This window comes from Bordetella tumbae (assembly GCF_965139195.1).
GTDB lineage: Bacteria > Pseudomonadota > Gammaproteobacteria > Burkholderiales > Burkholderiaceae_B > Bordetella_A > Bordetella_A tumbae.
Window position 1 is genome coordinate 49,830 of sequence record NZ_CBCSJH010000013.1, and the last position, 22,441, is coordinate 72,270.

Here is a 22,441-nt window from a genome sequence, read left to right on the forward strand (position 1 = left end):
AAGCCTTTATTGCACCACACTATCTATACAGTCCCAAGACACTCGCCCCTGTCAGCCAACAAGGGCGAGCGAGGCATTAATCTTCAATGCCGAGTTCACGCAGTTTACGCGTAATCGTGTTGCGGCCAATGCCCAGGCGCGAGGCCGCCTCGACCCGCCTGCCGCGGCTGGCGTCGAGCGCCGTTTGCAGCAGAATGCGTTCGAATTGCCGCGTCAGCGTGGCCATGACAGCTGGCTCACCGCGCTCCAAGCGCTGTTGAGTTTCACGCAGTAAGGCCCCTTGCCAGTCCGGGACGCCGGAGGCGGCCGCGGGTGTCACTGGCGCCGATGCCGCATAGGCTGGCGCTGGCGCGGCGGTTGGGAAACCGCCTCTGCCCGCCACCATCGGAGCAGCCGCACCGCCGTTGATCACGGTGGGCGCCGCCGTACCCCCATGATGTGGCGCCTGCTGCTCCAACTCGATGGCCCGGATTTCAGGCGGCAGATCGGCGCGCTCGATGATCTGGCCCGGCGCCATGACGGTCAGCCAGTGACAAAAATTCTCCAACTGCCGGACATTGCCCGGGAAATCGAACCGGGTCAGGACGGCAATCGCATCCGGCGTCAGGCGTTTGACCGGCACGCCCAAGGAGCGCGCACTGGCTGCCAGAAAATGATTCGCCAGTGCTGGGATATCCTCGACCCGCTCGCGCAACGGCGGCAAACGCAGGCGAATGACATTCAAACGGTGAAACAAGTCTTCGCGAAACTGGCCTTGTTCGACGCGCTGCTCGAGCGGCTGATGCGTGGCGGCGACGATACGCACGTCTACACGCACAGGTTGAGCACCGCCCACCCGATAAAAACTGCCTTCGGCCAGCACGCGCAGCAAGCGGGTCTGCAGCTCGATCGGCATATCGCCGATTTCGTCTAAAAATAGCGTGCCGCCGTTGGCTTCTTCGAAACGGCCGCGACGCAAGGTGTTCGCGCCGGTAAAGGCCCCGCGCTCATGGCCGAAGAGCTCGGCCTCGAGCAGATCGCGAGGAATCGCGGCGGCGTTCAACGCCACGAACGGCCCGCCCGCTCGTGCACCATGGCCATGCAAAGCCCGTGCGACTAACTCTTTCCCCGTCCCGGACTCGCCGGTAATCAATACGGTGACTTTGGATTGAGACAGACGGCCGATGGCGCGAAAGACTTCTTGCATGGCGCTGGAGGCCGATTGCGTCATCATCCAGCGCTCGTTGTTTTGCAAAGGGTCTGCCCCCTCGCCAACGACGGTTTTTTCCTCGGGGGCGGATTCGAGCACTGCGCGCTCGATCAACGCGACGGCCTCGTTCACGTCGAACGGCTTGGCCAGATAATCAAACGCGCCGCCTTGAAAAGCCGACACGGTGCTATCCAGATCAGCGAATGCGGTCATGACAATGACGGGCAGACGCGGATGGCGCTCTTTGATTTGACGCAATAAGTCCAGCCCACTGCCGCCAGGCATGCGGATATCCGAGACCAGGGCGGACGGCGTTTCGGTTTCCAGTGCGTCCAGGACATCGGCAGCCTGGGAAAAGCTGCGCGTTGGCACGTCGGCGCGAGCGAGCGCTTTTTCCAGCACCCACCGAATGGCCTGGTCATCATCAACGATCCAAACAGGTTTGCTCACTGTGGCTGCTCCATCGGTAAGACCAGACGGAATTCTGTGTGCCTGGGGTGCGATTCAAATTCGATAATGCCTCCGTGCTGCTGCACGAAATCCTGGGCCAGGCTCAGGCCCAGCCCGGTCCCGCCTGGCCGTGCGGTGACCAGCGGATGAAAAATACGATCACGAATCGCCTCGGGCACACCCGGCCCGTTGTCGATGATCGCCAGCTCGAGCGCCAAACGATGTTGGCGATGAGCCAGCATGACCTGCCGCGCGACACGCGTGCGCAACGTAATCTGGGGCGAAGGCACATCCGCCCCGGGTTTCTGCAGAGACAGCTCCTGAGCCGCATTACGCGCGACATTCAAGACGGCCTGCATCAGACGAGCGGCATCGCCCTGCAAATCAGGCACCGACGCGTCATAGTCACGCACCAGCGTGATTTTCTCGCGGAACTCGGCCTGAATCAGCGCGCAGACACGCTCGCAGATCTCGTGAATATTGACAGGCCGCGCACTCAAGGGAACGCGTTGCGGACCACTGAGCCGGTCGACCAGGACTTGCAGGCGGTCGGCTTCGGAAATAATGACCTGGGTGTATTCAGCCAGCGCCACATCGGGCAACTCGGCCTCAAGCAATTGCGCCGCACCACGCAAGCCCCCCAGCGGGTTCTTGACCTCGTGTGCCAGGTTACGCAACAACTCGCGATGCGCTTCGATTTCCTCGACCAGGCGATGATTGCGATCGGCCAGCACACGCTGCTCGATCTCGCGCGCCTCGATCAGGACGGGCCAGGCTTGGCCGCTCAGTGACACCGTTGTAACGGTGACCTCGACACACTCGCCTGCTCGACGCAACGAAGACAATTGGCGCACATCGGCAAAATGGCCGGATACGGCACGGTCGATGGACGACTGTACGGCCTCCGGATGGCCAAACAATGTGGCAGCAGAATGGCCGTGCAGTTGTCTGCGGGACCGACCGAAGAGGTCTTCGGCTGCAGCATTGGTCCATTCGACATGTCCTTTTTCGTTCAACAGCAGGACAGCCGTCGCCAGTAGATCAAACGCATCAACATTTATCATTTGCAGCACCGGGGTGGACGGGCCGGCGGGCCGCCCCGTCCGCCCCAACTAAGCCAAAAACATCACAGGCTGTAGTACATGTCGAATTCGACAGGGTGCGTGGTCATACGCAGACGCTGGACTTCACCTTCTTTCAGCGCCAGGTAGGCATCGATCATCTCGTTGCTGAACACGCCACCACGGGTGAGGAACTCGCGGTCCTTGTCGAGGGCTTCCAGAGCCTGGTCGAGCGAGGCGCAGACGGTCGGGATCTTTGCATCCTCTTCCGGCGGCAGATCGTACAGGTTCTTGTCGGCGGGATCGCCAGGGTGAATCTTGTTCTGCACACCGTCCAGACCGGCCATCATCAGTGCCGAGAAAGCCAGGTACGGGTTGGCCAGGGGATCCGGGAAGCGCGTTTCGACGCGACGGCCCTTGGGGTTGCCCACGTAAGGAATACGGATCGAGGCCGAACGGTTGCGAGCCGAGTAAGCCAGCTTGACCGGGGCTTCGAAGTGAGGAACCAGACGCTTGTACGAGTTGGTGCCCGGGTTCGTGATGGCGTTCAGGGCACGAGCGTGCTTGATGATGCCGCCGATGTAGTACAAGGCGAATTCGGACAGGCCCGCATAGCCGTTGCCGGCGAACAGGTTTTGGCCGTCTTTCCAGATCGATTGGTGCACGTGCATGCCGGAGCCGTTGTCACCGACGATGGGCTTGGGCATGAAGGTCGCGGTCTTGCCGTAGGCATGGGCCACGTTGTGGACCACATACTTCATGATCTGGGTCCAGTCGGCGCGCTGCACCAGCGTGCTGAACTTGGTGCCGATTTCCAATTGGCCGGGGCCTGCGACTTCGTGGTGGTGCACTTCGACCGGCACGCCCATTTGTTCGAGCAACAGGCACATTTCCGAACGCATGTCCTGGAACGAATCGACCGGGGGCACGGGGAAATAGCCACCCTTGACGGCGGGACGGTGACCCAGGTTGCCGCCTTCGAATTCCAGGGCGCTGGACCAGGGGGCCTCTTCGGACTTGATCTTGACGAAGGTGCCCGACATATCGGTGTTCCAGGTCACGCCGTCGAACACGAAGAATTCGGGTTCCGGACCGAAGTAGGCGGTGTCGCCCAGGCCGGAGGACTTCAGATAGGCTTCGGCGCGCTTGGCCAGCGAACGCGGGTCGCGGTCGTAGCCCTTGAGGTCGGACGGCTCGACAACGTCGCAGCTCAGGATCAGCGTGGGTTCTTCGCGGAACGGATCCAGGTTGGCGGTGCTCAGATCGGGGATGAGCAACATGTCCGATGCTTCGATACCCTTCCACCCCGGAATCGACGAACCATCGAAGGCTTGGCCGCTTTCCAGCTTGTCTTCGTCTACGACGGTCGTAGGCACCGATACGTGGTGCTCACGGCCCATCGTGTCGGTAAAGCGGAAGTCTACGAATTTGACTTCGTTGTCGGCGATTTGCTTCAGGATGTCTTTCGGGCTTGCCATGTCATCTCCATTAGATAAANGCGCCGGGGGTCTAAGCCTGGCTCCGGCTGGCATAAACAGTAGAAAGCAATATGTGTGCCAGGTTCCATTACGGGGCATAGCCACATAAAGCATCCATGGCGGGGCATTTATGCACTATATTAGTGCATAATATGGTGCATATAAGCACCATATTGGTGCCTTTCAATTACAGGAACATTTCCTGCAGGTCGTTCAGAAAGCGCCAACCCAGTGCAGTCGCCCGTAATCGCGTGGGGTCCGCGTCCAGCAGCCCCTTGGCGCTGGCGGCCTGCAACGGGCGCGACATCGCTGCCAAGGACAGGCCCGTGCGTTCCTCGAAGGATGCCGCGGACACGCCCTCTTTCAAGCGCAACGCGTTGAGCATGAACTCGAACGGCAGCTCATCAGGGCCGACCTGGCGGCTCTCTGCGATGTGGCTGCCATCGCATGCCACAGCCGCCGCCATCCAGGTATCGGGGCTACGCAGGCGTGCCTCTCGCACGATACGGTCATGAAATGACAGTTTTCCGTGTGCGCCCGGACCCAGCCCCAAATAATCGCCGAATTCCCAATAATTCAGGTTGTGACGGCTACGCGCGCCGAGTTTGGCATAGGCCGAGACCTCGTAGCGTTGCAGCCCTGCCGCCGCCAGCCGAGCCTCGACCGCATCCTGCATCGCCGCGCTGGTGTCGTCATCCGGCAACTCGGGCGGATACTTCGCGAACACGGTGTTCGGCTCCAGGGTCAGGTGATACATCGACAGATGCTCTGTGCCAAAGGACAGTGCCTGCTCGACATCGAGCATACAGGCAGCCATATCCTGCCCCGGCAGGGCAAACATCAGGTCCAGATTGATCCGGGACACTGCCCTCTGCGCCATCTCGATGGCTGCCCGGGCCTGGTCCGCATCGTGAATACGGCCCAGCTTTTTGAGCTGCACATCGTCAAAACTCTGAATCCCCAGCGACAAACGGTTGACGCCGCTGGCCGCATAGTCACGAAAACGACCGGCCTCGGCGGTGCCGGGATTCGCCTCCATCGTGATTTCGGCGTCTGGCCACAGATTGAGATAGGCGCGCAGCATGGCCAGAATCTCGTCCATCGCCGCTGCGGACAACAGGCTGGGCGTGCCTCCCCCGAAAAACACCGAGATGACCTGCCTGCCCCATATCGAGGGCAAGGCCTGTTCCAGATCGGCGCGCAAGGCATCCAGATAGGCGCGTTCGGGGATCTCGGTGGGCGCCGCATGAGAATTGAAATCACAGTACGGACATTTGCGCACGCACCACGGCACGTGGATGTAAACCGAGAGCGGCGGCAGGCTGGTCAGCGTGGCGCCGGGCGGCGTCACCACACGGGAAGAATTGCCTGCGCCAGCCGCGCGAATGGGAATTGTGATGGCCAAGATAGAAACTCAAAATACGAAAAGCGGTGACTGCAGCTCTCACAATACGGCGCGCTCTTGCACAAGACACGCCACGATCGCCCTTTTACCTACCGGCACAGCGTGCTAGCGCGAGGCCAGCTTGCCCAATAGCTGCTGCAGAGCCCGGGCGCGGTGGCTGACACGGTTTTTCTCGGCGGGATCGAGTTCCGCCGCCGTGCGGCCAAGATCCGGCAGCAGGAAATACGGGTCATAGCCGAAACCATGATCGCCTCTGGGTGTGTCGACAATTTCGCCGTGCCACAAGCCCTCGCCGATCAGGGGTTGAGGATCATCGTGCGCACGCACCAATACCAGCAATGCGACATACCAGGCGCTGCGATCGACCACATCGGCCAAGTTATTGACCAGCAAGGCGTTGTTGGCGCTATCGCTGCGAGGAGCGTCAGGATTGGTCAACTGCGCATAACGGGCAGAATACACGCCTGGCGCACCGCCCAAGGCCGCGACACACAGGCCGGAATCGTCTGCCAGCGCAGGCAATCCTGTCAGCTGGCTGGCATGGCGCGCCTTGGCCAGGGCGTTTTCGACAAACGTTACATGGGGCTCGGGAGCCTCAGGCACGCCAAGCTCGCCTTGCGGAACGAGTTCGATGCCCAAGGGGGCAAACAAGGCCGAAAATTCGCGCAATTTGCCAGCATTGTTCGAGGCCAGCACCACTCGGCTCAGAGAGGGATGAATCGTTGTAGAGGTCATAGCCCCCATTGTATGCCGCGCGAGTTTTACTTGGCCTTGGCAGGGATTTCGCGTTCGCTCTCAGGCACGTCGGCCACCAGCATATCCACCAGCTCTCTCGCAAACGCTGGCAAGGCCTCTCGACTACGCACGCAGATCTGCAGTTTGCGCACGGCCCATTCATCGGTCAACGGCACAATGGCGATTTTCAATACCCGGGCAAAACGCAGTGCGACAGATTCGGGAATCACACCAATCCCCACGCCTGTTTCGATCATGCGGCAGACGGCCTCGAAATTGCCGACCTCGATGCGGAATTTGAAAGTGCGGCCCAGCGCCTCGGCTGCCTGCACCAAAAAGGGATGGATCGCGCTCCACTCGGACAGCCCGACGTAATCGTTGTTGAGCGTATCGGCAAAAGCCACCGCCGCCTCTTTCGCCAGAGGATGATTGCTGGCAGCAACGAGAACAAGCCGGTCTTTGCGATAGGGAATGAATTCCAGATTCGGGTCAGCCGTGCAGCCCGCTACGATACCCATGTCGGCCGAGCCCTCGGCGACAGCCCGCATGATCAGATAACTCAATCGCTCGCGCAGTTCGACATTGACGTCCGGATGGGCCGCCAGAAATTTCCCCAGGACGGCAGGCATGAATTCCGTCATTGCCGTGGTGTTGGCCAACACGCGCACATGGCCCTTTACCCCGCGAGCGAACTCCTGCATATCGCCACGCAATTGTTCAACCTGGCGCATCACGGTGCGCGCATGGCGAGTCAACGCCTCGCCTGAGGGCGTGAGCGTGACGCCCTGGCTGGTCCGGTACAACAACTGCGTCCCGAAATGCTCCTCCAGGTTTTTGATGCGCGTACTGGCGGCCGGCAGCGATAGATGCGTCTTCTCCGCAGCGCGTGTCAGGCTTTGGCGATCGCCGATATGGACAATCAGTTGTAGATCTGTCAGATCAAAATGCCCTGCCATGGTTTCCTCTGTTCTTCGGCAATTGCTAACCCGGTATTAAGCAATCATAAATTGGCAAGGGTACCCGGGTTGCGGCAAAGTGCCGGTGTTGTTTTGGCCACCGAGCCGCCTCTGAGCATAGGCGCGGCGCCGCAGGCCATTATCTTTGTTGGCGTCATCATAGACATAGAACCTGAACCATGCCCAATACGAATCACGATTTCCAGGACATCCGCGAAGCCGTCCGCGACCTGTGTTCCCAATTTTCCGGTGAATATTTCCGCAAAATCGACGAAGAACGCGGATATCCCGAGGAATTTGTGCGAGCGCTCACCGAGGCCGGCTGGCTGGCGGCGCTGATTCCCCAGGAATACGGCGGATCGGGCCTGGGCCTGACCGAAGCCTCGGTCATTATGGAAGAAATCAACCGCAGCGGCGGCAATTCCGGCGCCTGCCACGGCCAGATGTACAACATGGGCACCCTGCTGCGCCACGGCTCCGAGGCGCAAAAGCGCGAATATCTGCCCCGTATCGCCAATGGTGAGCTGCGTTTGCAATCCATGGGGGTCACCGAACCCACGACGGGCACCGACACCACCAAGATCAAAACCACAGCGGTGCGGCGCGGCGACCGCTATGTCATCAACGGCCAAAAAGTCTGGATCTCACGTGTGCAGCACTCGGACCTGATGATCTTGCTGGCCCGGACCACGCCGCTGGAGCAAGTCACCCGCAAATCGGAAGGCATGTCGATTTTTCTGGTGGATCTGCATCATGCAGTGAAACACGGCATGCAAGTGCGCCCCATTCCGAACATGGTCAATCACGAGACAAACGAACTGTTTTTCGACAATCTGGAAATCCCGGTCGAAAACCTGATCGGCGAAGAAGGCAAAGGCTTTAAGTACATCCTGGATGGCCTCAATGCCGAGCGCACGCTGATCGCTGCGGAATGTATCGGCGATGGCTACTGGTTTGTCGATAAAGTCACGGCCTACGCGAAAGAACGCATCGTATTCGGCCGCCCGATCGGCCAGAACCAGGGCGTGCAATTCCCGATCGCACGCGCACACATCAACGTCGAAGCCGCCAGTTTGATGCGCTACGAGGCCTGCCGCCTGTTTGACGCCCATCAACCCTGCGGCGCGCAAGCCAACATGGCGAAACTGCTCGCCGCGGACGCCTCCTGGGAAGCCGCCAACGCCTGCCTGCAGTTTCACGGCGGTTTTGGTTTCGCCAACGAATATGACGTCGAGCGCAAATTCCGCGAGACCCGCCTGTATCAAGTTGCGCCTATTTCGACCAATCTGATTCTGTCGTATGTGGCCGAGCACGTGCTGGGTATGCCGCGCTCGTTCTGATCAGCCTGATAATTTGAAGCCCTTCATGACTGCTACTTCTCATCCGAGCGCTGCACTCGCTGAATTTGCCGCCAATCTGCGTTTCGAAGACATTCCAGCCTCCGTGCTGCGCCGTGCCGAGGACTTGCTCCTGGACTGTGTGGCATCGATCCTGGCAGGCGCCACTACGCGCCCTATCCAGGCTATCGAGCGCTATGCTGTCGCCATGGGCCCGGCCGACGGCGGTGCAGAGGTCCTGATTTCCCGTCGCCAGACATCCCCGCTATTTGCTGCAATGGTCAATGCAGCCGCGGCCCACGTGGTCGAGCAAGACGACGTTCATAATGGCTCGGTGTTTCACCCCGCTGCTGTGGTGTTCCCCCCTGCCCTGGCCGTTGCGCAGGCCTTGGGCCGATCCGGCAAAGAACTGCTGGTCGCGGCCGTGGCGGGCTACGAGGTCGGCATCCGTATCGGTGAATACCTGGGCCGTTCGCACTACAAGATCTTTCATACCACCGGGACCGTGGGGACCCTGGCGGCCGCCGTCACCGTGGGCCGGCTGCTGAATTTGAACGCCGAGCAAATGCTGCATGCGTTGGGCTCTGCGGGGACACAGGCCGCAGGTCTGTGGGAGTTTCTGCGCGATGCGGCGGATTCCAAACAGTTGCATACCGCCAAGGCCGCTGCCGATGGCATGACCGCAGCATACCTGGCAAAAGAAGGCTTCACTGGCGCACGCCGCATTCTCGAAGGCCCGCAAGGGCTCGCCGCTGGCATGTCCACTGATGCGGACCCTGCGCGCCTGCTCGATCGGCTAGGCGAACGCTGGGCGCTGTCCGAGACGTCGTTCAAGTATCACGCCTCGTGCCGCCACACCCATCCTGCCGCCGACGCATTGCAGCAGGCGATGCGCGAATACAAACTGCGCGATACCGACATCGCCGAAGTCATCACGCACGTCCACCAAGGTGCGATTGATGTCCTGGGCCCTGTCGTCGACCCCAAGACCGTACATCAATCGAAATTCTCGATGGGCACGGTCCTGGCCTTGATCGCACGCGAAGGCCGCGCTGGGCTGGCCGAGTTTGACGCGGCCCCCGGCAACGCCGACGTAGCGACGCTACGCACCAAAGTCCGCATGGAACTCGACCCCGAAGTCGATGCCGCGTACCCCGAAAGATGGATCGGCAAAGTCACCGTGCGAACCACAGATGGCCGTGTCCTGCATGCGCGCGTAGACGAACCCAAGGGCGATCCAGGTAACACGCTCAGCCGCGATGAAATCGAAGAGAAAGCCTTGCGGCTCGGTGTGTATGCACAAGCTGCCAGCGAAGCGGAAGTCCGCGACGTGATCAAAAGCGTGTGGAACCTGGAAAATGCTGCGCGCGTGACGGCACTATTACCTAAACGCTGAGGCGACGTTTCGCCGCTGAAGTACTACGCGCGGCAGCAGACACAGGCCCTGCGTGCCCATCTGCTGTTGCACGTGCCCGTTTACTGTTGTCCGGGACCGTACGCTGCGCGCGGAGCCGTCAAAGCCGTCCAGCACTGACGGTTTCCACGCCACAGCCCGTCTGCTGCGTCGAGCTATCACAAACCTGCTGCGCAGTTCGCTGAGTGCCACAAGCTCCCTGCGTATGCTGCAACCAGGCACGCAGTATCGGCCGCTCGTCCGCTCGCGCGTAGTCGACTTTCAACGCATCCAACTGTGCCTCGATTTGTGCGGGATCTGTTCCGGCATCAATACCACGCGCGATCACATCAAACACGTCTTGCACCCGCTTCTGAGCACCGGTGGGCTGCTCGGCGGTCAAGCCTTCCAGTACGCCAAAATGGCTCCAATTCAAGCCAAAATCCTCGGCATACAAGAGATGCGTCTTGGCGTGATCCAACACCTTTCGCGACACCGATGTGATGCTTGTCCGCAGCGCGGAGCCTTCTTCGGATACGAGCACAAACATTTGCCCCAGATACGGCGAATTCATATCCAGCCGTTCTCCCACCGAGGTGAACGAAGCTGGATCGATGACGATAGGAAAGTAGGATAGCTGCCGGCCCGACATCTTTGCGGCTCGCGCCGTCGCAGCCACGCTGCGCACCACGAGATCTGCACTGCCTCCCATGCTGTAGTGCAAACCTATGAAGCGTGTCCCTGGATCGCGAGCCATGACTTGAGCGATACGCTCCGGGTCGCGCCCATTCAGCTCGAAAATCCGCGCGGCATAGCCATGGCTAACCAACCATTTCCCCCCATCCACGGCCAGCCCCTGATCCCAGCGGGCGCTCAACGACAACATGCCTGGATGCACGAAGACGGTGTTCTTGTTGCTATTCGCCATGCCGGTATTCGAGGTGGCGCCGGCGCTCGACACCGTGCCAGTACCCGATACCGTGCTGCCATTCGATGCAATGCCGTCACTCGATGCAGTGCTGCTGTCTGGAACAGCTTGCGCCACAGGCATTGCACAGGTGCCGGCCGTCAGGCCAGCCGGCACTGCCGCATCCGCAGACGAAACCGGCACCATCATCTCGGGGTGAGAATAATACCGGCCACTGGAACAGCCTGCGACACACAGCAAAAACACCGCGCATGGCAGCATACGCAAGCCAATCATCCTCTACCCCTGATTGCTGAAAACAGCTGGTTTATATCAGTGGAAGTTGGCTTGCGACCGCTTGGGCAATGCTATCTTTTACATCGTGACCCTTCGCAACACTCTTGTGACTTTTTAGCAGGATCCGAGGCTTAAACCCCTGATTTCAAGGCAGCGCGCTGCGCTTGCACCAATTGTGCAATGCCCTGCTCCGCCAGGCCCAGCATGGCATCCAGTTCCGAACGCGCAAACGTCGCGCCCTCGCCCGTGCCTTGCACTTCCACAAAAGCGCCGGCCCCTGTCATCACCACATTCACGTCGGCGTCGCAGGCCGAGTCTTCCTGGTAATCCAGATCAAGCACGGGCCGGCCGTCGACCATGCCCACCGACACCGCTGCCACCGCATCACGGATCGGATTGACCGCCAGATCGCCGCGCTGCACCAACAGAGCCACCGCGTCGGCCGCCGCCACCCAGGCGCCCGTAATGCTGGCGCAACGGGTCCCGCCATCGGCCTGCAACACATCACAATCCAGATGCAGCGTGCGTTCGCCCAAGGCCTGCATATCGAACACCGCACGCAAGCTGCGGCCAATCAAGCGTTGAATTTCCTGGGTCCGGCCACTTTGCTTACCGCGTGCGGCCTCGCGATCACCGCGCGTATGCGTGGCACGCGGCAACATGCCGTATTCGGCCGTGACCCACCCCTCGCCTCGCCCTTTCAGAAATGGGGGCACTTTGTCCAGCACACTCGCTGTGCACAGTACATGCGTATTACCGGCACGCACCAACACCGATCCTTCGGCATAGCGTGTAAAGCCACGCTCCAGGCTAAACGGCCGCAATTGATCAACCGAACGGCCGGACGGACGAGAAACAGTGGTGGACGAGGACACGGATAGACTCCATACAAAATTAGCAATTCGCCGCATTGTACGGGGCTTGCCGCAGCATCACCGACCCGCTTGAGTTATCCTGCCGGAATACGGCTCCTGGCAGCCTATTTTTCTAGATTTCTTCAGGACACTCCATGATTCGCAGCATGACCGCTTTCGGCAACGCCCGCGTCGACCTCGAGCAAGGCACTTTGGCGCTGGAACTGCGCAGCGTCAACAGCCGTTATCTGGATCTGTATTTCCGTTTGCCCGACGAACTGCGGCATGCGGAAACGCCGCTGCGCGAATTGCTCACCACCAATCTGGCCCGCGGCAAAGTCGAAGTGCGAGCGTCCTATGCCCGTAATGCCGGCGCAGAATTGACCACGCTGGATCCTGCGTGGCTCCAGCATCTGGCTACGCAACTCGAGGCCGCCCGCAATATCCTGCCTGAGGTTGAAGCCCCTCGCCTGGCGGAGCTTTTCAATTGGCCCGGTCAACGCGGCAACGATGCGCTCGACCCTCAGGTCTGGGGAGCCGCATGCGTCCAGGCCGCCAAACAAGCGCTGACACAGCTCCAGGAAGGCCGCGAACGCGAAGGCCAACGCCTGGCAGCCATCATGCTCGAATGCGCCGATGGTGTCGCCGGTATCGTGGAATCGGTCGAAACTCACCTGCCGCAACTCCTGCAGGACCATCGGGAAAAACTGGCCAATAAACTACGCGAATCCATGGAAACCGCCTTTCCCGGCGGATTCACGCATATTTCCGGTGCAGAGCTCTCTGAGCGCGTGGCCCATGAGGCCAATCTATTCGCCCTACGCATCGATGTCGCAGAAGAACTCGCCCGCCTGCGTTCGCACCTGGAAGAACTCCGTCACCTGCTAGGCGGCGGCGAAGGCGCAAGCGCCAAAAAAGGCAAAGCCGACGGCAAACGCGGCAACGCTGGCGGCAGCGCTGGCAAACGACTCGATTTCCTGTTCCAGGAAATGAACCGCGAAGCCAACACATTAGGATCCAAAGCCGGCAGCATGGACGTCACGCGCGCTGCAATGGATTTGAAATTGCTGATCGAGCAGATGCGGGAGCAGGCGCAGAATATTGAGTGATTGAGGGCAGGAATAAACGAGGGCTCCTGGATCAATCCAGGAGCCCTTTGCTCATCGGAGAATCACGCCTCACCCCTTCGTACACGCCATGATCGGGTCATCGAACTCATGCGCATTCTGATGCGTGTTTTGCCAGTACCGCACGATCGACCCTTTGCCCTGCTGGACGACCTCCGCCACATGCGCGGGCCCGATACGGCCAGGGTCCTGGGTGGAGAGACGTTGTCCGCCAGGGATTGCGGCCGATTGCACCGTCGCCTGCAATACCCAGGCACTGTTGATGCAGTTGACCACATTGCTCACCGAGCGAGCCGATTCAATAGTGGCCGAGGGCGCCGAGTCGACGGTGTCGTCCAAAGTCGTACAGGCGGTCAAGATCAGACTAGCAGATAGCGTGGCAATTAATTTCATAGCGGCTCCAATCGTGTGGCAGCTATGTCGCACGATTCGGCCCCCAGAGTCAAGCACTACTGTAGTGAACAGCCCTAGGCCTGATGTCCGCCGATCAATGCAGAATGCTCCATCCAATCGCGTTGCGGATAAAAATTAAATAGGAATGCCTGTTTCGCCAACGTATCGATCAAGGGCCGCGCAACGGGCACGCGTACCGCCGGACAACCAAAACTGCGCCCCAGCCGCCCCTGCGACCGGATCGTCTCGGCGCTCACATACGGCGCGCCGTGAATGACGATGGCGCGGTCAAAAGCCAGATCGTTGAAACCCGGCTCCAGCCCGTGCAAACGCAGGGAATAGCCGTTCTTTCCCGTATAGATCTCGCCCGCCTGATAAGCCCCCAGACTGGACATATGGCTTTCCGGGCGGTTCGAGAACTCACGCGCAAAATTGTCGCCAGTATTGCGCCCATGGGCGACCCACTCCTCGAACAGGACGTCGTGACTATTCAGGTCAAATACCCACAAACGCTTGGCAGTGGAAGGCAGGCTGAAATCCACCAGCGCCAGCACACGCGGATCGCCGCCGGGCAAGGCCTTGTCGGCCCGAGCGCGCTCCAGTGCCTCGGTCGCGAGTTGCACGGCCAGCATCGACGCATTGGGCGCTTTCGCAGCCAGCGACAATGCCAGCTTGTTGGCGGCAGCTGCGCTCGACGAGGCATTACTGCAGAATTCACTGCCGGCCTGGACACCGCCAGCACCGTGCGCTGCACATGGCAGCGTGGAAAGGGCCGAGGTCTGCTTGAATGCAGCCTCAGAACGCGCAAACGCGGAGGGCAGCGCCCCGCCCAAAGCCAGGCCGGCCAAGGTACGCAAAACACGACGACGGGAAGGATGATCAATCATGGGCAACTCTAACTTTCTCAAAGAAACCGCGGAAATCCGCGTCTCCTTGCCCCTAGCGGGGATGGCGATTCCTTGCCTCCTGCGGGAGACCGGCCGGATGCAGTCGGGCCGCAAGGAACGCCTATCTAAAAAAATGCCGGGCCAAAGCCGGCATTATGTCCCCTATTTCAGGCGGGCCATATCAAGCCCAGGAGACATTTAATCAACATCAGATTCTAATACACGTTCCGTCTGACCCGGTCCAGGAACGTCAGGCGCCGGCCTGACCGCAGGCACGCTCGTGATCAGCATGGTGGTGCCAGGTTTGAGCAAACTGTACACACGGCGGATGAATTCAGGCTGTGCTTTGATGCTGTTTTCCAGACTGCTCAGGGACGGCGGCGAGCCAAACAAAGGATAGCTGGCCCATTGATGCCGCAATTGCGTAGGATCAAAAGGACTGGGCTCGTTGACCGTCCCTGCCCCCATCACCAGCAGCAGCGCACCATCAAAATGGGCACCTGAATCAGCATGCAACCATGACGAACCGATCGCGATCCCGTTACGCAGGACGTAAAACCGCTGCTCGCTCAAGCTGACGACAATACTCAGGGGTCCTGAGGGTGAAATACTCTCATCCCAGAAATCTCCCTTGCCACGCTGGGCAATCTGGTCAACGGGGGATACCGCCGCCCCGGGCGCTACAGGCGCCAGCAACGCGGGAAAAGCGATCCGGGCTGGATCCACCCGGGTATCGGCTACCACCACCGTATCGCCGGTCTTTGTCTCGGCAAACAACCGTTGCGCAAACGCATTCGGCAACCGCACGCAGCCATGGGAAGCCGGGTGCCCAGGAATGGCACCGCCGTGCAGCGCAATCCCGCTCCAGGTCAGCCGCTGCATGTACGGCATGGGCGCATTGTTATAGATATTGGACCGGTGATCACGGTCTTTTTGCAGGATGGTGAACACCCCGGGAGGCGTCTCATGCCCAGGCTTGCCTGAGCTGATGGTCGATACGCCTATCGCAACGCCATTGCGGTAGACATACACGCGCTGTTCGTCCAGGCTGACCAGGACGACCAATGGACCGGCGGGCGCCGCCTCGGGATGCCAAATGAACTCACCCGGGCTCATGTCCTTCACATTGATAGCCAGCGCGTCCGCGCTGGCAACAAGAGCAGTCGACAAGCACGCGCCCAGAAAAGCGCGACGCGAATACACGGCGTTCGATGTCAATGGCATAGCGGCTGAATGGTTAGGGACACAACATTAACTGTAGCCGTTTTATTCAGAGAAGGTGAACCTTATCTCTCCATCGGGAAAATCATGGATGCCGTCACAACAGCCATTCCACCGGCAGCCAGCCGACCATCGTGATGATGGCCCGCTTGAACCAGCCCGCGCCGGGTTCTTGTCGGTGGATCTCGGTGCGGCCGTCCGCAAGCTTTTCATGCCAGACCATGTCGCCATCATCGGTCAATACGGGACGGTATGCGGCGAGCTCGAGCGGGCCGTCAAAATTCCGTTCCGTCTGAGCCGCCATCGTCGGGCTATCGATCAGAAACCCCATCTCGCAATTGAGCTGCGCCGAGCGAGGATCGAAATTGAACGATCCGATGAACACACGCCGATCATCAACGGCAAATGTCTTAGCATGCAGGGCGGCCCCCGACAGTCCCATGGGCTTGAGTTCATCGCGGCCTGATGGCTGGCCGGCACGCAATTTCAGCTCAAATAACTCGATGCCCGCCTGCAACAGCTCACGGCGATATTTGGCATAGCCGGCATGCACCACCAACACATCGGTAGTGTTCATCGCATTCGTCAGTACCCGCACTCGCTTGCCTTGGCCCGCGAGATTCTCAAAAAAAGCAGCGCCTTCGCGTCCCGGTATGAAATAGGCCGACACCAGATCCAATTGTTTTTCGACGCCGCCCAAAATCGTGATCAACCGCGAAATCATCAATTGATCACGTCTGGCCGTACCCTGTCCTTTGACAGGATCGTCGACGACCAATTGCACGGCCGTCAGTTCGGGACGCACCTGACCATTGCGAAAACTCGCCGCACTGGATTCCAGCTGATCCGCGAAGGTGCGTGCCCGATCACTGGCCTCGGTGTCAGCGACTTTACTTAGAAATGCAGCCAGATTCCCCGTACGTCCGACGATTTGCTCGACACCGAAAGCCGAAGCGCTATTCCAATACGCATCAAAGGCGGCCGAGGTATCGGCAACCACCGAGCCCATGGCCAGCACGTCCAGATCCAAGAAATAATGGTCGTCGCCGACTTGGAAATACTCGTCGCCGATATTACGGCCGCCAATGATCGCCGCCGCACCATCGACGATATACGCCTTGTTGTGCATGCGGCGATTCATGCGCATGAAATCGAACGCGTAACCCGCTAATTTCGGGGTGCGCACCGTGGATGGATTGAACAGACGGATCTCGAAATTATCCAGCGCATTCAGCGCTGCCAGTGTGTCATCCAGACCTGGCACACCGTTATCGTCCAGCAGCAGCCGCACCCGCACACCGCGCCGGGCCGCATCGTATAGCGCTTTGAGCAATAGCTGGCCGGTCGTGTCATCGTGCCAGATATAGTACTGAGCGTCGATCGATCTTTCCGCCATCCGCGCCAACGCCAGCCTGCTGCCGTATGCGTCATGGCCGCTGACCAGGGGGACGACGCCACTGAGTTCCGGCCGCTCGGCCATCTCGTGTGCCGTCCGCCGGGCCAATGGCGTGCTCGGATCCATCGACAGGGCAACCTGAATCGGACGGCCAGAGATATCCGGCAGACGAAAGATCGCCCTGGCCGCGACAAAGGCGATGGCCAATACAGCAATGGCATAGAGTGCAAACTTCATCATTCGGGCCGGCGGCGAACGCTGTTGAATTCAGTTTTCGAATCGGCCATCAGCGCACCGATTTCACCATGGGATGCGCATGGAAATGCGCCAATAGATTTTGCTTTTGACGGGCGGTCAGCTTGGCCTGCTCGATCAGAGCAGGCCATTGCGCGTGCGCGGCTTTTACGCAATCGCCCACTGCCTTGGCAGCGGGTTTTTCTGGAATACGCAGGTGCGCGCAGAAAGCGCGCAGCATCGCAGGAGACAAGGCGGGTTTCAAGGATGCCTTAGTACCCGGCGGCATGTTGCCGGCGCCGATCGTGGGCTGTTGTGTTCCGGACGCGGAGAACGGTGCCTTTTCCGGCGCGGCTGCCGCTCTGCCGGCACGGCGTGGTTCCAATCCCTCCGGCATGATGCGCAGCGCATGCCCCTGGCACGGGTGATAGGCCGCATACGCCACGATATCGTACGCAGGCGCCAACTGCGGTGTATGACCATCTGCGTAGATCAGGCCGATGTTCTTCAGATGCATATCCGGATTGCCCAGCATCTCGTTGACTGCCATACGGCGCAGCAACTCATGCACAGCCGGCTCGCCTAACGACGGAAACGCCATTAATACCGCAGCCACATCCAGATACGACGCCGCCTGGTATTTTTGCTCGGGCATCGCGCCCAGCACCTGGGCGAAGTCTTCGCAATGAATGCGCCGCCCCGGCTCGCGGTCATAGCGCACCACGGCCAGAAACTGCGTACGTGCATCGGCGTCGCCCAGGTCATAGCCGTGCTCGGCTGCCAGATTCTCCAGCGGCTCGAGATAGGCCTCGCAAATAGTCACGCCGGCCACCTGCGCCAATTGCAGGGACAGCGATTCCAGTTCCGGCAACAGCGGCTGCCCCACCACCGGCAGCTTCGCAATGATATGGGTGTCGTGATCCCGTGTACGTCCCACATAACGCTCGCCCTGTTTAATCACGCCCAGCTTGGGCTGAACACCTGACAGCGACACGCCCTGCTCCATCGGATCGGCCGTAACCGTCATTTCCAGCGCGTCCTGGTCCTGTGTCACGTAGTGGGCCAACTCGTCACGTGACAGCTCCACCGGCCGCGCATAGACATTCCCCGGCAAATCCCCCCCACACGCGGCCAACATTTCAAAGTGATCTTTTGGGTCGCAGCCCCGCACGCGAGCCACATGATCGCGAAAAACACCCTCTGGCAGCAAATTCTGGAAAAATGCCGGCAATAGCCAGCCATTTTGCGGGGAATAGCGTCCATTTAACGGCTCGCTCCGGACATCCGCCCAGAACGCCGCCTGATCCTCGGGAGAGTCCGCGACATAGGCAGCCGACACCACGGGCGCATCCCACTGATGCGCGAAAGCATCGTCGGCGACAAAACGGGTCACCACGTCCGCCCCCTGCATGCGGTATTGGAACAGCACGCCGACCCGCTCGGCACCGATGAAAATGGCCAATGCCTGCACGTTCATTTTGTCTCACCCAGTTGCCGGCGGGCGACCTCGATGCGCGTGGGGATCTTGGGCTTGACCGCGTCTCGTGCATCCATCGCTACAGCCGCCCCCTTGGGGACCAACACCATTTCCAACCCCAGGCGGTCAGCCAGCGCCAGCAACGTACTGACCTTAAAGTCCTGCTCGCCGCTCAGGACGTTAGTCAGCGTGCGCTGTGCGATCCCTGCAGACTGGCGCAAATGCGCCTGCGTCTGCCCTTGTTGTTGCAAGCGTGCCCGCAGAATATCGGCGATGTCAGATAGGCTGTTCATACTGCCACCAAGCGCAATAAAGTAGTATTAGAAAAATAATAACTACTATATTACTAGTAAACAAGCCTTATAAATAGCACTAAAGTAGTTTTATAGAAAAATATACTACTTTAATGCCTATTGAAATGCCGTTTCCATAAAGGTGCGCAGTTTGCGAGAATGCAGACGCTCTGGTGGCATATCCCGCAAGCGCTCCAGCGCCCGTATCCCGATTTCCAGATGCTGATTCACCTGGTCCCGGTAGAACGCGCTGGCCATCCCCGGCAGCTTCAGCTCGCCATGCAAGGGCTTGTCCGACACGCATAACAAGGTCCCATAAGGCACGCGAAACCGGAACCCATTCGCGGCGATCGTCGCAGACTCCATATCCAATGCAATCGCCCGCGATTGCGTAAATCGCTCCACCAGCTCGGTATGATCCCGCAGTTCCCAATTGCGGTTATCGATGCTGGCGACCGTCCCGGTACGCATGATGCGTTTCAGTTCCCAGCCTGATAGGCCTGCCACCTCTTCTACTGCCTGCTCCAGCGCCACCTGCACTTCCGCTAGAGGCGGTACCGGCACCCAAGTTGGCAGATCGTCGTCCAACACGTGGTCTTCTCGCACATAACCGTGCGCCAATACATAGTCCCCCAACCGCTGGGAATCCCGCAGTCCGGCGCAGTGCCCCAGCATCAGCCAGGCATGGGGGCGCAGCACGGCAATGTGATCGGTAATGGTTTTGGCATTCGAGGGCCCTACTCCGATATTGACCAGGGTAATGCCCGAGTGATTGGAACGCACCAGGTGGTACGCCGGCATTTGCGGCAACCGCACACCGCCGGCCGGAGGAGCCGCAGCGGTCTCGCCGCGGCGAGTCATGCGATTACCGGGCTCGACCAGCGCATCGTAATCGCCCCCGCCCTCGGCCATCAGCGCCCGGGCTCGTGCGCAGAACTCGTCTACATAAAACTGATAATTCGTGAACAGCACGAAATTCTGAAAATACGAAGGCGCAGTCGCCGTATAGTGCTGCAGGCGATGCAGCGAATAATCCACCCGCGGCGCCGTAAAGGGCGCCAGGGGGCGCGGCTCGCCCTCCCGGCCATGCCAGGAACCATTGACGATCGCATCGTCCGTCACCGCCAAATCCGGCACATCAAACAGATCACGCAATGGCCGCCGCATGCCCGCCAGGCGTTCGCCCTCGACATAGGCTCCCTCCGGAAAGGCGAAATGCAGCGGAATGGGGCAATCCGACTCCCCCACCTCGACCGCAACGCCATGATTCTGAATCAGCAGACCGATCTGCTCCAGATAGTAGTCACGAAACAGCATCGGCTGGGTCACCGTGGTCTGATATACGCCAGGCTCCGCGACGTGGCCGAATGACAGCCGGCTGTCAATCAGATCATAGGTATCCACCCTGATGCGGATCGCGGGGTAACACGCCCGTACGGGCCCCGGCAAGTCCCGGCCATTCACCACATCCTGAAACGCCGCCCGTATAAAGGCCGTATTGCGGCCATAAATCTCCGTCAGGCGCTCGACGGCGGCCTCCGCCTGATGAAAGGCCTCGAACTCCAGCGGAGGTGGCGAACTGTGGGAACCAATCGAAAAGTCAACTGTCATTTTTTAGATTTCCGTAAAACGGCATGCCTATCCAGCATATGCTTATCATGCATGAACACGATGACAGCACCAAATCCCCCTCAAGCCGCCACCATCTGTTTCGATCAGGTTAGTAATAACCCCAAAATGCAAAAAATCGTCAATGGGTTACAATGCCCCGTGGACGCGTTGTATGCGCACCACATTTTCGCCGGCTTGACGTAGTCAGCCATCCCGCCCCACTCCGAAAGTTGAAGTGTCGCAATGACTCCACCGACGCGAAAAGTCCGTCTTAATTTATCCGCCCTCCCCTCATTCCTGGCCGCGCCGCTTTTGGCTCTCGGCCTCTCTTGGCCCCCCACCGCTCACGCCACGAATACGCCCGAAGCCATCGCTTCGATGCAAGGCCTGCGGTTGATTGATCCCCTTACGGTTCCCAGCCTGTCCGACATGGTCGTGCGTGCCGGCCTGGATGCCATCGGCACTCCCTATGTCTGGGGTGGCGAAGACCCCGATGCCGGTTTCGATTGCAGCGGCCTGACGCAATTCGTCTATCGCGAGATCGTCGGCATGGAATTGCCTCGCACGGCACGCGCGCAGCGCCTCGAGGGAACCGGCATCAAGAAAACCGAGCTCAAGCCCGGCGACCTGGTGTTCTTTGCGACGATGCGTCGTCGCGGGGTCTCCCATGTGGGCATTTATATCGGTCAAAACCAATTCGTCCATGCCCCTACACGCGGCTCGAAAGTTCGCGTCGACAGCCTGGACAACAGCTATTGGTCGCGCCACTACGTCGCGGCGCGGCGCTACATCGAGCCAAGCACCGTCCCCCAAGGCCATCTGATCGCCAAAGCCGACACGGGGCAGTAATTCCCGCACAAGCCAGTACGGCGAATGAATATCAAAAGGGAGCCCTCGGGCTCCCTTTTGATTGCAGCAAAGCAGAGACGAATCCCCGCGAATCAGCCTCGGCCCACAAACGGCATGTTCGTCGCCATGATCGTCATGAACTGCACGTTGGCATCCAAGGGCAGCTTCGCCATCGAGACAACGGCATGGGCCACGTGCGCAACGTCCATACGAGGTTCCGGACGGCGCTCACCATTGGCCTGCAACACGCCCTCGGCCATGCGCTGGGTCATGTCCGTGGCGGCATTGCCGATATCGATCTGTCCGCAGGCGATGCCGTACTCGCGGCAGTCAAGCGAAATGGATTTGGTCATCCCCGTCACGGCATGCTTGGTCGCGGTATAGGCAATCGACAAGGGTCTGGGTGCGTATGCCGAAATCGATCCGTTATTGATGATGCGGCCACCACCGGGTTGTTGGGCCTTCATCAATCGAATCGCCGCCTGTGCGCACAGGAACATCCCCGTGAGGTTCACATCGACGACCTCGCGCCATACCTCCACGGGCAGGTCTTCGATAGGCACTGCCGGCGTATTGCGCCCGGCGTTATTGAACAGGACATCCAACCGCCCATAAGCCCGCTGTATTTCATCAAACAGTTCGCGCACGGCCTGCTCGTCACTGACATCCGTGGGCACCACCAAGGCGCGTGCGCCGTCTTCGCCTGCTGCGGTACGGGTCTGCTCGAGCTGTTCGCGCCGGCGGCCTGCCAGTACCACTCGATAGCCTTGCGCCAAGAACTCCAGCGCGACGGCACGGCCGATGCCACTGCCTGCCCCCGTCACCAACGCCACTGGCGAAATGCTTGTCTGCTCATTTGACTGCATGTTTTTCGTCTCTCTGTATGGGTCT

General features: G+C 59.9%; 20 protein-coding genes. 4 read left to right on the top strand and 16 right to left on the bottom strand.

Features of this window, described 5'->3' with window-relative positions; all coding sequences use genetic code 11:
* Window positions 1-76: 76 nt before the first annotated feature.
* The 6 genes from ntrC to ACNA0J_RS15350 form a co-directional block, all read right to left on the bottom strand.
* Window positions 77-1,639, bottom strand: a complete 1,563-nt coding sequence (gene ntrC / locus ACNA0J_RS15325) for a nitrogen regulation protein NR(I) (RefSeq protein ID WP_415819739.1) — start codon at window positions 1,637-1,639, stop codon at window positions 77-79.
* Window positions 1,636-2,703 carry a nitrogen regulation protein NR(II) gene (gene glnL / locus ACNA0J_RS15330; RefSeq protein ID WP_415819740.1) on the bottom strand — a complete coding sequence of 356 codons (1,068 nt, stop codon included), beginning with the start codon at window positions 2,701-2,703 and terminating at the stop codon, window positions 1,636-1,638. The genes ntrC and glnL overlap by 4 nt, the downstream gene beginning before the upstream one ends.
* A 62-nt stretch (window positions 2,704-2,765) precedes the next feature.
* Window positions 2,766-4,178: a type I glutamate--ammonia ligase gene (glnA, locus tag ACNA0J_RS15335; protein WP_415819741.1), complete on the bottom strand. Its 1,413-nt coding sequence runs from the start codon at window positions 4,176-4,178 to the stop codon at window positions 2,766-2,768.
* A gap of 187 nt (window positions 4,179-4,365) precedes the next feature.
* The gene (gene hemW, locus ACNA0J_RS15340) at window positions 4,366-5,583 is read right to left on the bottom strand and encodes a radical SAM family heme chaperone HemW (RefSeq protein WP_415819742.1); all 1,218 of its coding nucleotides are present in this window, start codon (window positions 5,581-5,583) and stop codon (window positions 4,366-4,368) included.
* Between the two features lie 105 nt (window positions 5,584-5,688).
* Complete coding sequence (gene rdgB, locus ACNA0J_RS15345; protein WP_415819743.1) at window positions 5,689-6,318, bottom strand: RdgB/HAM1 family non-canonical purine NTP pyrophosphatase; 630 nt, start codon at window positions 6,316-6,318, stop codon at window positions 5,689-5,691.
* A 26-nt stretch (window positions 6,319-6,344) separates the two neighbouring features.
* Window positions 6,345-7,274, bottom strand: coding sequence for a LysR family transcriptional regulator (locus ACNA0J_RS15350; protein WP_415819744.1), 930 nt, complete (start codon window positions 7,272-7,274; stop codon window positions 6,345-6,347).
* A gap of 179 nt (window positions 7,275-7,453) precedes the next feature.
* Between ACNA0J_RS15350 and ACNA0J_RS15355 the strand changes: the two genes are divergently transcribed.
* Window positions 7,454-8,614, top strand: a complete 1,161-nt coding sequence (locus ACNA0J_RS15355; protein ID WP_415819745.1) for an acyl-CoA dehydrogenase family protein — start codon at window positions 7,454-7,456, stop codon at window positions 8,612-8,614.
* A 25-nt stretch (window positions 8,615-8,639) separates the two neighbouring features.
* Window positions 8,640-10,007, top strand: coding sequence for an MmgE/PrpD family protein (locus tag ACNA0J_RS15360; RefSeq protein WP_415819746.1), 1,368 nt, complete (start codon window positions 8,640-8,642; stop codon window positions 10,005-10,007).
* 118 nt (window positions 10,008-10,125) lie between these two features.
* Here ACNA0J_RS15360 and ACNA0J_RS15365 read toward each other — a convergent pair whose 3' ends face one another.
* Both ACNA0J_RS15365 and rph read right to left on the bottom strand, forming a co-directional pair.
* A complete protein-coding gene (locus ACNA0J_RS15365) occupies window positions 10,126-11,208 on the bottom strand; it encodes a hypothetical protein (protein WP_415819747.1) in 1,083 nt (360 codons plus the stop codon).
* A 131-nt stretch (window positions 11,209-11,339) separates the two neighbouring features.
* Window positions 11,340-12,083 (bottom strand): ribonuclease PH, encoded by a 744-nt coding sequence (gene rph, locus ACNA0J_RS15370; protein WP_415819748.1) that lies wholly within the window; start codon window positions 12,081-12,083, stop codon window positions 11,340-11,342.
* 134 nt (window positions 12,084-12,217) lie between these two features.
* Between rph and ACNA0J_RS15375 the strand changes: the two genes are divergently transcribed.
* Window positions 12,218-13,171 (top strand): YicC/YloC family endoribonuclease, encoded by a 954-nt coding sequence (locus ACNA0J_RS15375; RefSeq protein ID WP_415819749.1) that lies wholly within the window; start codon window positions 12,218-12,220, stop codon window positions 13,169-13,171.
* Between the two features lie 69 nt (window positions 13,172-13,240).
* Here ACNA0J_RS15375 and ACNA0J_RS15380 read toward each other — a convergent pair whose 3' ends face one another.
* The 7 genes from ACNA0J_RS15380 to ACNA0J_RS15410 form a co-directional block, all read right to left on the bottom strand.
* Entirely contained in the window at window positions 13,241-13,582 is a 342-nt protein-coding gene (locus tag ACNA0J_RS15380) for a hypothetical protein (protein WP_415819750.1), read from the bottom strand.
* A gap of 74 nt (window positions 13,583-13,656) precedes the next feature.
* Window positions 13,657-14,469, bottom strand: a complete 813-nt coding sequence (locus tag ACNA0J_RS15385; protein WP_415819751.1) for a murein L,D-transpeptidase catalytic domain family protein — start codon at window positions 14,467-14,469, stop codon at window positions 13,657-13,659.
* 198 nt (window positions 14,470-14,667) lie between these two features.
* Window positions 14,668-15,693 (bottom strand): L,D-transpeptidase, encoded by a 1,026-nt coding sequence (locus tag ACNA0J_RS15390; protein ID WP_415819752.1) that lies wholly within the window; start codon window positions 15,691-15,693, stop codon window positions 14,668-14,670.
* A gap of 94 nt (window positions 15,694-15,787) precedes the next feature.
* Window positions 15,788-17,326 carry a phospholipase D family protein gene (locus ACNA0J_RS15395; RefSeq protein WP_415819753.1) on the bottom strand — a complete coding sequence of 513 codons (1,539 nt, stop codon included), beginning with the start codon at window positions 17,324-17,326 and terminating at the stop codon, window positions 15,788-15,790.
* A 46-nt stretch (window positions 17,327-17,372) separates the two neighbouring features.
* The gene (locus tag ACNA0J_RS15400; protein ID WP_415819754.1) at window positions 17,373-18,797 is read right to left on the bottom strand and encodes a type II toxin-antitoxin system HipA family toxin; all 1,425 of its coding nucleotides are present in this window, start codon (window positions 18,795-18,797) and stop codon (window positions 17,373-17,375) included.
* Window positions 18,794-19,090 carry a helix-turn-helix domain-containing protein gene (locus tag ACNA0J_RS15405; RefSeq protein WP_415819755.1) on the bottom strand — a complete coding sequence of 99 codons (297 nt, stop codon included), beginning with the start codon at window positions 19,088-19,090 and terminating at the stop codon, window positions 18,794-18,796. The genes ACNA0J_RS15400 and ACNA0J_RS15405 overlap by 4 nt, the downstream gene beginning before the upstream one ends.
* 117 nt (window positions 19,091-19,207) lie before the next feature.
* Window positions 19,208-20,701, bottom strand: coding sequence for an AMP nucleosidase (locus ACNA0J_RS15410; RefSeq protein WP_415819756.1), 1,494 nt, complete (start codon window positions 20,699-20,701; stop codon window positions 19,208-19,210).
* A gap of 243 nt (window positions 20,702-20,944) precedes the next feature.
* Between ACNA0J_RS15410 and ACNA0J_RS15415 the strand changes: the two genes are divergently transcribed.
* A complete protein-coding gene (locus tag ACNA0J_RS15415; protein WP_415819757.1) occupies window positions 20,945-21,550 on the top strand; it encodes a C40 family peptidase in 606 nt (201 codons plus the stop codon).
* 92 nt (window positions 21,551-21,642) lie between these two features.
* On the opposite strand, the gene ACNA0J_RS15420 is transcribed toward ACNA0J_RS15415, so the two are convergent.
* Window positions 21,643-22,416 carry an SDR family oxidoreductase gene (locus ACNA0J_RS15420; protein ID WP_415819758.1) on the bottom strand — a complete coding sequence of 258 codons (774 nt, stop codon included), beginning with the start codon at window positions 22,414-22,416 and terminating at the stop codon, window positions 21,643-21,645.
* Window positions 22,417-22,441: the final 25 nt, after the last annotated feature.